19 protein-coding genes are annotated in these 14,643 nt (G+C 42.9%); 2 read left to right on the top strand and 17 right to left on the bottom strand.

Annotated elements, in window-relative coordinates:
• Nucleotides 1–16 precede the first annotated feature (16 nt).
• The 13 genes from rplW to fkpA form a co-directional block, all read right to left on the bottom strand.
• Nucleotides 17–319, bottom strand: coding sequence for a 50S ribosomal protein L23 (gene rplW, locus C9I86_RS07575; protein ID WP_036789589.1), 303 nt, complete (start codon nucleotides 317–319; stop codon nucleotides 17–19).
• Nucleotides 316–918 (bottom strand): 50S ribosomal protein L4, encoded by a 603-nt coding sequence (rplD, locus tag C9I86_RS07570; RefSeq protein ID WP_036789587.1) that lies wholly within the window; start codon nucleotides 916–918, stop codon nucleotides 316–318. Before rplD ends, rplW begins: the two co-directional genes overlap by 4 nt.
• Nucleotides 919–934: 16 nt before the next feature.
• A complete protein-coding gene (gene rplC, locus C9I86_RS07565; protein ID WP_036789584.1) occupies nucleotides 935–1,564 on the bottom strand; it encodes a 50S ribosomal protein L3 in 630 nt (209 codons plus the stop codon).
• 14 nt (nucleotides 1,565–1,578) lie between these two features.
• Entirely contained in the window at nucleotides 1,579–1,890 is a 312-nt protein-coding gene (gene rpsJ, locus C9I86_RS07560) for a 30S ribosomal protein S10 (protein WP_002541412.1), read from the bottom strand.
• Between the two features lie 451 nt (nucleotides 1,891–2,341).
• Complete coding sequence (tuf, locus tag C9I86_RS07555) at nucleotides 2,342–3,526, bottom strand: elongation factor Tu (protein WP_107276051.1); 1,185 nt, start codon at nucleotides 3,524–3,526, stop codon at nucleotides 2,342–2,344.
• A gap of 100 nt (nucleotides 3,527–3,626) precedes the next feature.
• A complete protein-coding gene (fusA, locus tag C9I86_RS07550; protein WP_107276050.1) occupies nucleotides 3,627–5,732 on the bottom strand; it encodes an elongation factor G in 2,106 nt (701 codons plus the stop codon).
• 89 nt (nucleotides 5,733–5,821) lie between these two features.
• Nucleotides 5,822–6,292 (bottom strand): 30S ribosomal protein S7, encoded by a 471-nt coding sequence (gene rpsG, locus C9I86_RS07545; RefSeq protein ID WP_080158724.1) that lies wholly within the window; start codon nucleotides 6,290–6,292, stop codon nucleotides 5,822–5,824.
• Between the two features lie 95 nt (nucleotides 6,293–6,387).
• Nucleotides 6,388–6,762 carry a 30S ribosomal protein S12 gene (rpsL, locus tag C9I86_RS07540; RefSeq protein ID WP_004399892.1) on the bottom strand — a complete coding sequence of 125 codons (375 nt, stop codon included), beginning with the start codon at nucleotides 6,760–6,762 and terminating at the stop codon, nucleotides 6,388–6,390.
• A gap of 176 nt (nucleotides 6,763–6,938) precedes the next feature.
• Complete coding sequence (tusB, locus tag C9I86_RS07535; RefSeq protein ID WP_080158725.1) at nucleotides 6,939–7,232, bottom strand: sulfurtransferase complex subunit TusB; 294 nt, start codon at nucleotides 7,230–7,232, stop codon at nucleotides 6,939–6,941.
• Between the two features lie 7 nt (nucleotides 7,233–7,239).
• Complete coding sequence (tusC, locus tag C9I86_RS07530) at nucleotides 7,240–7,596, bottom strand: sulfurtransferase complex subunit TusC (protein ID WP_107276049.1); 357 nt, start codon at nucleotides 7,594–7,596, stop codon at nucleotides 7,240–7,242.
• 10 nt (nucleotides 7,597–7,606) lie between these two features.
• Nucleotides 7,607–7,999, bottom strand: coding sequence for a sulfurtransferase complex subunit TusD (tusD, locus tag C9I86_RS07525; RefSeq protein WP_080158727.1), 393 nt, complete (start codon nucleotides 7,997–7,999; stop codon nucleotides 7,607–7,609).
• Nucleotides 7,996–8,718: a transcriptional regulator gene (locus C9I86_RS07520; protein WP_080158806.1), complete on the bottom strand. Its 723-nt coding sequence runs from the start codon at nucleotides 8,716–8,718 to the stop codon at nucleotides 7,996–7,998. The genes tusD and C9I86_RS07520 overlap by 4 nt, the downstream gene beginning before the upstream one ends.
• A 188-nt stretch (nucleotides 8,719–8,906) precedes the next feature.
• Complete coding sequence (gene fkpA / locus C9I86_RS07515; RefSeq protein ID WP_107276048.1) at nucleotides 8,907–9,770, bottom strand: FKBP-type peptidyl-prolyl cis-trans isomerase; 864 nt, start codon at nucleotides 9,768–9,770, stop codon at nucleotides 8,907–8,909.
• Nucleotides 9,771–9,962: 192 nt separating this feature from the next.
• Here fkpA and C9I86_RS07510 point away from each other — a divergent pair, with 192 nt between their 5' ends.
• Together C9I86_RS07510 and C9I86_RS07505 are read left to right on the top strand one after the other, a co-directional pair.
• A complete protein-coding gene (locus C9I86_RS07510; RefSeq protein WP_080158729.1) occupies nucleotides 9,963–10,940 on the top strand; it encodes a WD40 repeat domain-containing protein in 978 nt (325 codons plus the stop codon).
• Between the two features lie 10 nt (nucleotides 10,941–10,950).
• Complete coding sequence (locus C9I86_RS07505) at nucleotides 10,951–11,172, top strand: SlyX family protein (RefSeq protein WP_045035979.1); 222 nt, start codon at nucleotides 10,951–10,953, stop codon at nucleotides 11,170–11,172.
• A gap of 114 nt (nucleotides 11,173–11,286) precedes the next feature.
• On the opposite strand, the gene slyD is transcribed toward C9I86_RS07505, so the two are convergent.
• The 4 genes from slyD to kefG form a co-directional block, all read right to left on the bottom strand.
• The gene (gene slyD, locus C9I86_RS07500) at nucleotides 11,287–11,886 is read right to left on the bottom strand and encodes a peptidylprolyl isomerase (RefSeq protein ID WP_045028976.1); all 600 of its coding nucleotides are present in this window, start codon (nucleotides 11,884–11,886) and stop codon (nucleotides 11,287–11,289) included.
• 83 nt (nucleotides 11,887–11,969) lie between these two features.
• Nucleotides 11,970–12,179, bottom strand: coding sequence for a YheV family putative zinc ribbon protein (locus tag C9I86_RS07495; RefSeq protein ID WP_080158730.1), 210 nt, complete (start codon nucleotides 12,177–12,179; stop codon nucleotides 11,970–11,972).
• Between the two features lie 15 nt (nucleotides 12,180–12,194).
• Nucleotides 12,195–14,000 (bottom strand): glutathione-regulated potassium-efflux system protein KefB, encoded by a 1,806-nt coding sequence (gene kefB, locus C9I86_RS07490; protein ID WP_107276047.1) that lies wholly within the window; start codon nucleotides 13,998–14,000, stop codon nucleotides 12,195–12,197.
• On the bottom strand, nucleotides 13,993–14,568 hold the full coding sequence (gene kefG, locus C9I86_RS07485; protein ID WP_107276046.1) for a glutathione-regulated potassium-efflux system ancillary protein KefG: 576 nt from the start codon (nucleotides 14,566–14,568) through the stop codon (nucleotides 13,993–13,995). Before kefG ends, kefB begins: the two co-directional genes overlap by 8 nt.
• Between the last annotated feature and the right edge of the window lie 75 nt (nucleotides 14,569–14,643).

The following is a 14,643-nucleotide window of genomic DNA, read 5'->3' as shown; positions in this document are numbered from 1 at the left end:
TTCTTTGCTCCTAGCCTTACTCTGCACTACCAGCGAAGTCGATGTCTTGACCTTCTTTCAAGATAACATACGCTTTCTTCACGTCTGAACGACGGCCTTGGCGCATACCTTGACGTTTGGTCTTACCCTTAGTGATAAGAGTATTTACAGACTTAACTTCAACCTCAAACAGTTTTTCAACTGCTGCTTTGATCTCTCTCTTTGTCGCAGTAATAGCAACTTTAAACACGATAGTATTCGCGTTTTCAGCAGCCATTGATGCTTTTTCAGAGATGTGCGGAGCACGTAGAACTTTTAAAATACGCTCTTCAGTGATCATGCTAGCATCTCCTCGATTGCTTTAACTGCTGCTGCAGTCATTACAATTTTATCGAAAGCGATCAAGCTAACTGGATCGATTGCCGCTGCGTCACGTACGTCTACTTTGTATAGGTTACGTGCTGCAAGGAATAGATTCTCATCTAGTTCGCCAGTTACGATTAGTGCATCAGTTAGCTCAAGCTCTTTAAGCTTAGCAACTAGTGCTTTTGTCTTTGGTGCTTCTAGAGTGAAGTTTTCAACAACGATTAAACGCTCTTGACGAACTAACTCAGAAAGAATGCTCTTCATAGCACCGCGGTACATTTTCTTGTTTACTTTTTGGCTGTGATCCTGAGGACGAGCAGCGAAAGTAACACCACCAGAACGCCATAGCGGACTGCGGATTGTACCTGCACGAGCGCGACCAGTACCCTTCTGGCGCCATGGCTTAGCGCCACCACCAGAAACGTCTGAACGAGTCTTCTGAGCACGTGTACCCTGACGAGCACCTGCTGCAAACGCAACAACTACTTGGTGTACAAGCGCTTCATTGAAATCACGCCCAAAAGTAGTTTCGGAGACAGTTAGCGCGTTAGCGCCTTTGACTACCAATTCCATTACTAACTCCTCGACGTTACGCTTTAACAGCTGGTTTAACGATCACGTTACCGCCTGTAGCACCAGGGACTGCACCTTTAATAAGAAGCAGATTGCGCTCAGCGTCAACACGTACGATCTCTAGGTTTTGAGTCGTTACACGCTCAGCACCCATGTGACCAGCCATTTTCTTGCCTTTAAATACACGACCTGGAGTTTGACATTGGCCAATTGAACCCGGAGCGCGGTGAGACAAGGAGTTACCATGGGTCATATCTTGAGTACGGAAGTTCCAGCGCTTAATAGCACCTTGGAAGCCCTTACCTTTAGATGTACCAGTAACGTCTACTTTTTTAATTTCGTTAAAGATTTCAACACTTAGCTCAGCGCCAACTGCGAATTCTTCATTATTTTCTAGACGGAATTCCCAAAGACCGCGACCAGCTTCTACACCTGCTTTCGCAAAGTGACCAGCTTCTGGCTTAGATACGCGGCTAGCTTTCTTAGTTCCAGCTGTTACTTGAATAGCGTTGTAACCGTCAGTTTCTACAGATTTAACCTGAGTAACGCGGTTGTTTTCAACTTCAACAACAGTAACTGGAATAGAAATGCCATCTTCGGTAAAGATGCGGGTCATGCCCACTTTACGACCGATTAGACCAATCATTCTCTTATCTCCCCTTAACCTAGGCTGATCTGTACGTCAACGCCAGCAGCTAGATCTAGACGCATCAGAGCATCAACAGTTTTGTCTGTAGGCTCAACGATGTCGATAAGGCGCTTGTGTGTACGAATTTCGTACTGGTCACGTGCGTCCTTATTAACGTGTGGAGAAATAAGAACAGTGAAGCGCTCTTTGCGAGTAGGAAGAGGGATTGGACCCTTAACCTGTGCGCCAGTACGCTTAGCTGTTTCAACGATTTCCGCAGTAGACTGGTCGATCAAACGATGATCGAAAGCCTTTAGGCGGATACGAATACGTTGGTTCTGCATTAGACAGAGCTCCAAATAAAAATTACACAAACAATATCGCCACTCACGTTCGTAAAGACGAAGGAATGTCGATTGATTTATGTGAACGTAGCATCCCTATCGGATGCATTGTCAGCCAATTTAATGACTGCGAACATAAGTCAGAGTATTCATTATGAAACATACTCGGCATAGCCTGTAGTACGTTTCTCCTCAATGCTTATTGGTTCACAACAGCGCTTACAAGACTTTGTCTCTGGCAGTGGTGAGCATTATACAGATCACATTTTTGAAAGCAAGCCTTGATCGATAAATAAACAATTATTCAATTATTAACCTATATTATCAATAACTTAGTGTCTTTACATGTGGCTGCTTAATAGCAAAAATTAACCACTTCTGTTTTTTAGATATAAAAAAAGGAAGCCGAAGCTTCCTTTTTATTCAGTACTTAGTTATGCACTAATTGCTATTAAGCAATGATAGTTGCAACAACACCAGCACCAACTGTACGGCCACCTTCACGGATAGCAAAACGTAGACCTTCATCCATCGCGATAGGTGCGATTAGAGTAACAGTCATAGAGATGTTATCACCAGGCATTACCATTTCAACGCCTTCTGGTAACTCGATAGTACCAGTTACGTCAGTTGTACGGAAGTAGAACTGTGGACGGTAACCTTTGAAGAAAGGAGTGTGACGACCGCCTTCATCTTTAGAAAGAACATAGATTTCTGAAGTGAAAGTAGTGTGTGGAGTGATTGAACCTGGCTTAGCAAGAACTTGACCACGTTCAACGTCATCACGCTTAGTACCACGTAGAAGAACACCAACGTTCTCACCAGCACGGCCTTCGTCAAGAAGCTTACGGAACATCTCAACACCAGTACATGTAGTAGTGATAGTGTCGTGAATACCGATGATAGCTACTTCGTCACCAACTTTAACGATACCTTGCTCAATACGACCAGTTACAACAGTACCACGGCCTTGGATTGAGAAAACATCTTCGATTGGAAGGATGAATGGTAGATCGATAGCACGCTCTGGCTCTGGGATGTAAGAATCTAGAGCTTCAGCTAGTTCAACAATCTTAGCTTCCCACTCAGCTTCGCCGTTAAGCGCGCCTAGTGCAGAACCCATGATTACTGGGCAATCATCACCTGGGAAATCGTACTCAGAAAGAAGTTCACGAACTTCCATCTCTACTAGTTCAAGTAGTTCTTCATCATCAACCATGTCACACTTGTTCATGAATACGATGATGTAAGGAATACCAACTTGACGACCAAGTAGGATGTGCTCACGAGTTTGAGGCATAGGACCGTCAGTTGCAGCAACAACTAGGATACCACCATCCATTTGAGCAGCACCAGTGATCATGTTTTTAACATAATCGGCGTGTCCAGGACAGTCTACGTGTGCGTAGTGACGAGTAGGAGTATCGTATTCTACGTGAGAAGTAGAGATTGTGATACCGCGCTCGCGCTCTTCAGGAGCGTTATCGATAGATGCGAAGTCTTTAGCAACACCACCGTACACTTTTGCAAGTGTAGTACAGATAGCAGCTGTTAGAGTTGTTTTACCGTGGTCAACGTGACCGATTGTACCAACGTTAACATGCGGTTTTAGACGTTCAAATTTTTCTTTAGACACAATTGTGTTCCTTCCTAGTTAAGATACGCCCCCTACTAGGTCGGGGACGGCTCTGAAGTTTGTATTTTATGCGCCAATAGCCATTGACGCAATAATGAAATTAAATACGTTCAGCAATAATTTTGTCAGTAACGTTCTTTGGCATTTCAGCGTACTCGCTAAACTCCATAGAATAAGACGCACGGCCTTGTGTTGCTGATCTTAAATCAGTTGCATACCCGAACATTGCTGATAGTGGAACTTGCGCACGAATAATTTTAATACCCGCGTTGCCTTCTTCCATACCTTCGATCATGCCGCGGCGACGGTTAAGGTCACCAACAACATCACCCATCCAATCTTCTGGCGTGGTAATTTCAACTTTCATCATCGGTTCAAGCAATACTGGAGTTGCATCAAGTGCACCTTGTCGTAATGCCATTGAACCTGCGATTTTAAATGCAATTTCGCTTGAATCAGTGTCGTGGTAAGAACCATCAACTAATGTCGCTTTGACATCAATCATTGGGTAGCCTGCTAGCACGCCACTCTTCATTTGTTCTTCGATACCTGTAGCAACAGCACTAATGTATTCTTTAGGTACGCTGCCACCAACAATTTCATCTACGAATACGAAACCTTCACCCGGTTCTGATGGTTCAAGCTTCAACCACACATGACCATATTGGCCACGGCCGCCAGTTTCACCAGCTTGACGAATGAATTTACCTTCAACTTTAGTATTACCACGAATAGTTTCACGGTAAGCAACCTGGGGTTTACCCACGTTACAGTTGACGTTAAATTCGCGCTTCATACGATCGACGATGATATCTAGGTGAAGCTCACCCATGCCAGAAATTAAAATCTGACCTGATTCAACATCGGTCTCAACGCGGAAAGATGGGTCTTCTGCTGCTAGTTTATCTAGCGCAATTGTCATCTTATCTTGATCAGCAATAGATCGTGGTTCAACCACAATCTGAATAACCGGTTCAGGGAATTCCATGCGCTCAAGGATCACTTTATGATTTTGATCGCACAAGGTATCGCCTGTCGTTGCAAATTTAAGACCAATGGCTGCCGCAATGTCACCAGCGCGCACTTCTTTGATCTCTTCACGTTTATTCGCATGCATCTGAACAATACGACCTAAACGCTCACGTTTTTCTTTTACAGTGTTGAAAACAGTATCACCTGAATTAACAACACCTGAGTATACGCGCATGAAAGTTAACGTACCTACGAACGGGTCGGTTGCGATTTTGAACGCTAGTGCTGAGAATGGTTCGTCATCACTTGAATGACGCTCAACAGGGTTACCGTGTTCGTCTTCACCAGTAATTGCTTTTACTTCAGTTGGTGAAGGTAGAAAATCAACAACAGCATCTAGTACGGCTTGAACACCTTTGTTCTTAAATGCAGAACCACAAGTTGCCAGTACGATTTCGTTGTTTAGGGTACGTTGACGCAGACCAGCTTTAATTTCAGCTTCGGTCAGTTCACCTTCTTCAAGGTATTTATCCATTAGTTCATCATTAGCTTCTGCTGCTGATTCAACTAAGTTCATGCGCCACTCTTCTGCTAACTCTTGCATGTCAGCAGGAATATCTTCATAGGTAAAACTGGTGCCTTGATCAGCATCAGACCAGTTAATGGCCTTCATTTTGATCAGGTCAATTACACCTTTAAATTCATCTTCAGTACCAATATTTAATTGCAGAGGCACTGGTGTTGCACCAAGACGGTGTTTGATCTGCTCGATAACGCGGAAGAAATCTGCGCCCGTGCGATCCATCTTGTTGATAAAAACAATACGAGGAACTTCATATCGATCGGCTTGACGCCATACAGTCTCAGACTGAGGCTCTACACCTGAAGCACCACAGAACACAACAACAGCACCATCAAGTACGCGCAGTGAACGTTCAACTTCAATGGTGAAGTCTACGTGTCCTGGAGTATCAATAATGTTGATTCGGTGCTCGTCGAACTGCTTGTCCATACCGCGCCAAAAGGTGGTCGTAGCAGCAGATGTGATAGTGATACCACGTTCTTGCTCCTGCTCCATCCAATCCATAGTAGCAGCGCCGTCGTGTACTTCACCAATCTTGTGAGATAGACCTGTATAAAACAGGATGCGCTCGGTAGTGGTTGTTTTACCGGCGTCAACGTGAGCACAGATACCGATATTACGGTAGCGCTCGATAGGCGTTTTGCGAGCCACGGTTGTATCCTCTTACTAAGGTGAACCTTAGAAAATGGTTTAGGCACAGCAGGAAAACCTGCTGTGCCCAAGCGGTATTACCAGCTATATTACCAGCGGTAATGTGCGAACGCTTTGTTCGCATCTGCCATACGGTGAACGTCTTCACGTTTCTTAACAGCAGAACCTTTGTTGTCAGCTGCATCTAGCATTTCGCCTGCAAGACGCTGAGCCATAGATTTTTCACCACGCTTACGCGCAGCTTCAACTAACCAACGCATAGCTAGTGCATTACGACGTACTGGACGTACTTCTACAGGCACCTGGTAAGTTGAACCACCCACACGGCGAGATTTAACTTCTACCGCTGGACGTACATTTTCAAGAGCTTTTTCGAATACAGATAAGTGTTCTTCACCAGAACGCTCAGCCATAGTTTCTAGTGCAGAGTAAACAATTTTTTCTGCAGTAGATTTCTTTCCGTCAACCATTAGGATGTTAACGAATTTTGCCAGCAATTCTGATTTGAATTTAGGATCTGGAAGGATCTTACGCTGACCGATTACGCGACGACGTGGCATGGATTATCTCCGTTGTCTTCTTCAGGTTATCCAAAACTTTTCAGTTTCTTCAAAATTAAATAATTTTAGTGTTTGGCCTTACTTAACGGAATCCATTAAGACTTAGGACGCTTCACACCGTACTTAGAACGACCTTGTTTACGGTCATTAACGCCTGCACAGTCAAGTGCACCACGAACAGTGTGGTAACGAACACCCGGTAAGTCTTTAACACGACCACCGCGGATAAGAACAACTGAGTGCTCCTGAAGGTTGTGACCTTCACCGCCGATGTATGATGTTACTTCAAAACCGTTTGTTAGACGAACACGACAAACTTTACGTAATGCTGAGTTCGGTTTTTTAGGTGTAGTAGTGTAAACACGAGTACATACACCACGTTTCTGTGGGCACGCTTCTAGTGCTGGCACGTTGCTTTTTACAACTTGCTTAGCACGTGGCTTACGTACCAACTGGTTAATAGTTGCCATTAAATAGCTCCTGATTGTTACTTTCGTAAGGTGAAAAATCTGCCTCCCAACAACAGGAGGACGCGAAATTTTAGGCATCGCACCTAAAGGTGTCAAGATCTAACCAACGATCAATTAAGTGATCATTTCTTAAACAATCACTTTTTTGTCCATATATTGTTACTAATAATGGCTTGTTACGCCCATTTCATGTGCTTGTCATGTCTTTCAGTAAGCAAAACAAACCCTTTATAATCAATAACATCTAGATCTTTATCACATTTATCTTGCAAACCACGCGCAATAATATCGGCTTCTAGTAAATAAATTTTTACGCCGATATTTTTTATTAAATCAAAGTAAATATTTTCGCTCAAGGCGACAATTACAGCGTCTTCGAGCAATAAGATCTCATCACCAGCGCAAATAAACTGTAAACATTGTGCCAATGAGTGGCTCTGAAATGGTGATCGGGTCACAGTATGTAACATCGGCACCTCAAAATGTGAGAATTTGGTGGCAACAATGCAATCTTGTCACCAGCTCAGAATGGGGACAGATATTTACGTCAATTAATAAATCATCAACGCTTAATCCGCGTTCAATTAATGACTGCTGACAAACATAAATATTTTCGATGTCATACAAAGGTAGCATTTTAAAAGTCGCGATATAATTACGACTTAAAATAGCGTCTGGCTGCTGATGTTTAAGTAGTTGTAATACCCCATCACCAAGAAAAAATACGTCTAATGCTTCAGTGTAAGCAGAAGCCGCCAATAGCGCATCTAAACCTTCACGACCACAACTGCTACCATGAGGTGGTTGACGAAAAACAAACCCTAAGTTATTCACTCGATTAACCTCAAAATTGAATCACGCGATCTGCACTAAGTAATACTTCAGCTAAACCACCCAATCCAGCCGCTTCAAACCCATAGGCTAAATTATGACTGGGCAATTGATGTTGTTGTGCTTCTTGTTCACCAATAATGCCACGTCGTAATGCTGCAGCCACGCAAGTATGTAATTCAACCTGATGTGTTTGCGCCAACTGCTGCCATGCAGCAACCAGATCAAATTCATCGGATGCGGGTACTGTCAGCCCATTACCATTTAAAACACCATCTTGATAAAAGAATACGCGAGTTAAGGTATGTCCTAGCTCAATAAGTGCACATGAAAATTGATAAGCTGAACGTGCGGCTTGAGTACCATAGGCTGGGCCATTAACAACAATGGCGTAAGTTAAACTCACTTGTCACCATCCTCTGTTTTTCGCTGACGAATATAAAGATAAACAGTGTGCTTTGAGATATTCAATCGATCAGCAACACGGTTAATTGCATCTTTGATGTCAAAAATACCCTTATCAAATAGCTCCATCACTATCTGACGATTTTTAGCATTATTAGATACATTCTTATCTGCGTTTATTTCTTCAATAGTGCGTTCAACGGTTTGATCCACCAATTCATCAACATCACTGGCAAAGTTTACTTTTGATGCTGCTTGTTTGGCTTCATCCGTTGGCATAAACGATTGCAGTATTTGGGTAAATGGCACATCAAGATTAACGTTAATGCACAACAACCCGATAACTTTATTATCACCATTACGAATCGCAATAGTGATTGATTTCATTAAATCACCGCCTTTAGCGCGCGTGAAATAAGCACGTGAAAAATTCCGTTCTGAATTTTGAATATCACGTAAAGAGCGTAACGCAAGATCGGTGATCGGTGATCCTACTTTACGACCTGTATTCTGACCATTGGCTATTTTGATGGCCGAGGTATTTAAATCGGCTAAGGAGTGCAGAACAATTTCACAAAATGGCCCAATTAATGCGGCTAAACCGTCAACAACCGCTTCATACGCGCGCAGAATATTATCATCGTGTTCAGAAAAAATTCGTCTGTCAACGATGTCACTATCAACAATTATCTCTGTTCCAAAATTATCTACTGAAATCACGATATCACCTTCCATTTTGCTGCTTATCTACAATGCGATCGCCCTGATCTATCACCACAAGCATTCAATATAATTGATAAAATTTAAAATCTTCTCAGTAAGTTTATCAGATAATTGAACAAAAAAGACCCGACATATGCCGGGTCTGGATCAACAGTTACGCTTTTTTGTCACTAGAAAGTGATAACTTATTGCGTTTTTGTCGCTGTAGTTGTTGTTTTTACTGCTTCAACAACTGGCTGTTGAGCTTGCTTAGCATCTTTGATGCTTAATAATTCTACTTGGAAAACTAGAGTAGAATTAGCAGGAATGCTTGGATTAGCTTGTGCGCCATATGCAAGTTGTGGCGGAATAACAAATTCAAACTTAGAACCAACAGGCATTAATTGTACGCCTTCAGTCCAACCTGGAATCACTTGATTTAGTGGGAAGGTTGCTGGTTGGTTACGTTGGTATGAACTATCAAATACAGTACCGTCAGTTAGCATGCCTTTGTACTGCACTTCAACAGTATCAGTTGCAGCAGGTTTTGCGCCTGTACCTTCTTTCTCAACTTTGTACATCAAACCAGATTTAGTGGTAACTACACCGGCTTCTTTAGCAAATTTAGCGCGGAACTCTTCACCTGCTTTAATGTTCTTTTCAGCGTCAGCTTTTGCTTTCTGCTCAACAATCTTTGCAACACGTTGATCAAGAGATTGTAGTGCTTGTTGAGTTTGCTCTTGTGTCATCAGGCTCTTACCTGCAAACACATCTTCAACCCCCGCAAGTACATCTTGACGGTTCAGGTTAAGGCCAAGTTCTTTTTGTTGATCAAGGTTAGCTGATAGGTATTGTGCTAGTGATGCACCAATAGCATACGCTGCTTTTTGATCTTCAGTTTTAAATTCAACTTTAGCAGCATCCGTTGTTGCAACAGCAGCTGAAGCCGTTGTTTGTTCAACTTTTGCAGGCTCAGCAGGCTTGTTGGTGTCTGCTTTATTATCGTCCTGACAACCCACAGCAAGGAAGATTGTTGCTGCTAATACAGACATCTTTAAAATAGGCTTCATGTATTTCTCCATCAGTCATTGAGGTCATGCCTCACTTTTACACTGTGTTTATTAGTATGAGTATGAAAACAAAATTATATCAATATACTACTACCAGTCTGATTAAGTAACTGTAAATACTTAGCGCTGCAGTTATTTAATCAGATTCATTTCTTCTATCTAGTTACCCTAATAAAGCGGAACCAGAGCTTAATGTACAAGAAATTTTTGTCAGTTAGTCTACTTTTCTCTACCTTTGCCTTAAGCGGTTGTTTTCTATTTAATTCAGAACTCCAACGCTGGCATCTTGCTCAACAAGGTAGCACGAGCTTAAGCCTTAGTCGTGATGGCCGTTTTGCACTTATTAGTACAAACATACAAGGTATCGCGCTATGGGATTTACAGCAAAACAAAAAGTTAGCTGATTTTGGTTCTCAAGATCAATATCACAATAGCGTGATAACAAGTTATATATCTGATAACAATCGTTATGCCATAACCGCAACAACTCAAAATTTTGCCGTATGGGATTTGGGATGGTCACAAGCCCATGGGTTATGGTCAATTGATAACGCAAAAATTCAAGATGTCGCTATTGCCAATAATGGCACTGACGTATTGTTAGCATTAAATAACGGTAAAGCCTTGTTTATTGATCTGACAAATGGTCGACGGCTCGAATTTTTAGCGCATCGAAACAATGTTAATAGTGTTGCCCTTTCTGCCAATGGCCGCTATGCCCTTTCTGGAGGCAATGATCACCACGCCTATTTATGGGATACCCGCAGCGGACAGATTATTTATTCATTTAAGCATAGCAGCCGTGTCAACCAAGTCGCACTGCAACGCGATGGAAAATTCGCTTTTTCTGCTACCGATAATAATGACAATATTATTTGGGATTTGACTACGGGTAACAAAATCACTCAATTAGCGATGAAAGTACGTTATCAAACCCTTTCAAGTGCACGTTTTTCTGATGATGGTCAATTTTTGGTAACGGGATCACCATCACGCCGAGTCGAATTATGGCGCACAGATAATGGTGAAAATATCAAAAATTGGCGTGCGGAAGTACAGCCAGGGGCTCGACCCGCCACAGCAGTGGTGTATGATGTCGCTATTAGCCCTACAGGTAATGTTGTCGCTGGCTCATCTGCTGGTTACGCTCAAGCCTGGTCAACCGACTGAAAGATATCCCATGAATGAGATACAACAACTACAAAGCCGTCTTGATGAACTCGAGATGAAACTCGCCTTCCAAGAACAGACCATTGATGAATTAAATGATGCGCTAACGAAGCAGCAATTTATGATTGATCGAATGGAAGTACAACTTAAGTTTATGGTCGGTAAAGTTAAAGGTATGCAAACCTCTAATATGGCAGATGAATCAGAAGAAACACCGCCACCACATTATTAAATAGAGGTTCGAGGTTCGAGGTTCGAGGTTCGAGGTTCGAGGTTCGAGGTTCGACAAGATAAAAACAAAAAAGGAAGCCGAGGCTTCCTTTTTTTATGATCACAATAAATGTGATTAGTGAGAACAGCCGCAGCCGCCCTTACCTTCGCCACCGCAACAACCTTCGTCGTTACCGTGATCATGGTCGCCGCCACAGCAATCGTCGTCACCGTGATCGCCACAACCGCCTTCACCACCACAACAACCGCCACCTTGGTGTAGGTGACCGTGTTCAATTTCTTCTTCAGTTGCAGCACGTACAGCAACAACTTCAACGTCAAAACCAAGTGTTTGACCAGCAAGCATGTGGTTACCATCAACAACAACTTCGTCGCCGTCAACTTCAGTTACTTCTACAGGGATTGGACCTTGATCAGTATCAGCTAGGAAACGCATACCAACAGTGATTTCATCAACACCTTGGAATACATTTGCAGGAACACGTTGAACCATTTCGTCCATGTGCTCGCCGTAAGCTTCTTCAGGAGCAACAGTGATTTCAAACTTGTCGCCTGCCACGTGGCCTTCAAGCGCTTTTTCCAGACCAGGAATAAGGTTGTTGTGACCGTGTAGGTAATCAAGAGGTACTTCAACTGTTGATTGATCGACAACGATACCTTCTTCAGTTTTCACTTGGTAAGCTAGGCTTACTACTGTGTCTTTAGCGACTTTCATGTTAACTCCAAAATTTAAGCTTGGGGTGATAGTTTTTGTTCCCATATCATACAGGATAATACCATTGAGATGCCATTATCACATTAGTCTGGTTTAAAAATCCCTATCACTTGTTGTTTGGTTGCTGAAGAAAGTTGTTCACTTTCTTTTACTGACTGTGGCAAACGTGTATCAAGGTGATGACACAGTGCACATTCAATATGTTCAATGTCATGTTGTTGCCACCAGCGTAATGTATCTTGTGCTTGGCAATTCGGACACACTGCACCTGCAATAAATCGTTTCTTGATCATTGAATCATTCCTTGATTAATCCCAATCTTGGTGGCGTTGTTGCTCACCACGCATTTCACGATCAAAAATATCTTCCAACTCTTTACGAGCCTCTTTTTGACGTGATGCTAAATTGACATCTTCACTATGCTGAGGCAGTAAATCACGTAATGCTTGGCTATCGATTTTACGAAAATGCGCCTGAGCACGATTCGCTTTATAAGGATGTATACCCAAAGATATGAGGGCTTGGCGACCTAAATCAAGGGCACCTTCAAATGTTTCACGTGAAAAACATTCAACCCCATGACTTAATAACTGATGGGCTTCAACTCGACTACGTGCGCGCGCCATTAATTTCAATCGAGGAAAGTGCTGTTGGCATAACGCGACCACTTCCATCACTTCATTTGGGTCATCAGTACAGATAATCAAGGCTTCAGCATTCTCTGCTCCCGCCGAACGTAATAAATCCAATTGCGTCGCATCACCGTAATAGACCTTATAACCAAATTTACGCAAAAATTGAATTTGACTGGGATCGCGCTCTAATACAGTAACGCGAATTTTATTGGCAAACAGTAGCCGTCCCACCACCTGCCCAAATCGACCAAACCCGGTAATAATGACGCGCGGCTGGCGATCAATGACATCCGAAACTGGTTGCTGTGAATCTTCTGCTTGAAAGCTACGGCGATACCACTGTTTTTGTAGCTGTAAAATTAATGGCGTCGTCATCATCGATAAACTAACAACCACTAATAACAACGGTGCTAACTCACCACTTAATAATCCATCAGCTTTAGCTGCCGTAAATAACACAAAAGCAAACTCTCCACCTTGGCTTAAAATAACCGCCATTTGACTACGCGATTTTTCACCAACACCAAACAGGCGCGCCAATAGATAAAGAATGCCAGCCTTAAGGGTCACTAAGCCAATAACTACCGCGAGGATCTGTAATGGGTATTGTAATAACAGCCCCAGATTAACCGCCATGCCAACCGAGATAAAAAACAATCCCAGTAATAATCCTTTGAATGGTTCGATGGCTATTTCAAGTTCATGCCGATATTCACTTTCAGCCAGTAATACACCCGCTAAAAATGCACCGAGTGCCATCGACAAACCGATCATCTGCATTATCAATGCAATACCAATGACTAATAATAACGCGGCCACGTTAAACAACTCACGCACACCACTCATCACCACATAACGAAATAACGGCCGCAACAAAAAGTGGCCAGCAACTAAAAACAGTACAATGCAGCCTAACATCCAAATGCCATCCAGCCAGGTGCCACCAGCATTACCTGCCAGCAATGGTAATAACGCTAACATTGGAATAACCGCGATATCTTGAAACAGCAGTACTGCAAATCCTGATTGACCCGTTTCGCTACCACTTAATTGTTGTTCGTCTATCACCCGTAATGCAATCGCAGTTGACGATAATGCCAACCCCATGCCGATAACAATCGCATCACGCCAACCAAGCTCAGGAAAAAACCATCGCCAGCCAAGAGCAATTGCAGCAATAACCAGCGTCGAGATCACCACTTGGCTGCCACCTAATCCTAAAATTGGCTTACGCATTTGCCATAATTTTTTCGGGTTAAGTTCCAAACCGATAAGGAACAGTAACAACACCACCCCAAACTCAGAAAAGTGCAATATTGCATCCACATCAGAGATTAATCCCAATCCCCATGGTCCAATACCAATGCCAGCAATGAGATACCCCAATACCGAACCGAGACCTAATCGTTGTGCTAACGGTACCGCAATAATGGCTGCCCCTAAAAAAATCACCATCACCACTAAAAAGTCATTATCCATGGCTGGCTCCTGTGGCTAATGGTAATTGCGGATCGTATTGATGAGGGTTGATTAACCACTGCCGATACCATCGTGCGTACTGTTGTCGCTCCAATTCTGGAATTCGCCGAGCCCAATGCACCACTAATGGCGGCAACCATTGCATTCGGCAAAGATCAGCACACAATTCAAACGGCTTTAAAATATCGTCAATACTACATCGGTTATAGCCATCAGGACTGTAAGCTTCCGCAGCACCGCCAGTGGTGATCACTGAGCGCCAATATTTACCTGCCGTCGCTTTGCCATCACCATGGGCAAACCCTTTGGTTAACACTCGATCAAGCCACTCTTTCAATAGTGACGGACAAGAGTACATATACAATGGATGTTGAAATATGATCACATCATGCGCCAGTACCCGTGCTCGTTCAGCGACCTCATCAATAAAAAAATCAGGATAAGTGGCATATAAATCATGCACAGTAACATGAGGTAGTTGATCTATTTCATTGAGTAATGTTTGATTCGCAACGGATTCTTGAGGATCGGGGTGAGCAAAGATAATTAATATTTTTAAATCGGTCATATTGTCCTTTGCACGTCGTTAAATGATCCAAGTAATACTTTGCTAGAGTATTACGGTGCCCAATTGTTAACTATC

The organism is Photobacterium sp. NCIMB 13483 (assembly GCF_003025475.1).
Taxonomy (GTDB): domain Bacteria; phylum Pseudomonadota; class Gammaproteobacteria; order Enterobacterales; family Vibrionaceae; genus Photobacterium; species Photobacterium piscicola.
The sequence above is the reverse complement of the archived record's forward strand: the minus strand, read 5'-3'. Positions and strand labels throughout refer to the sequence as shown.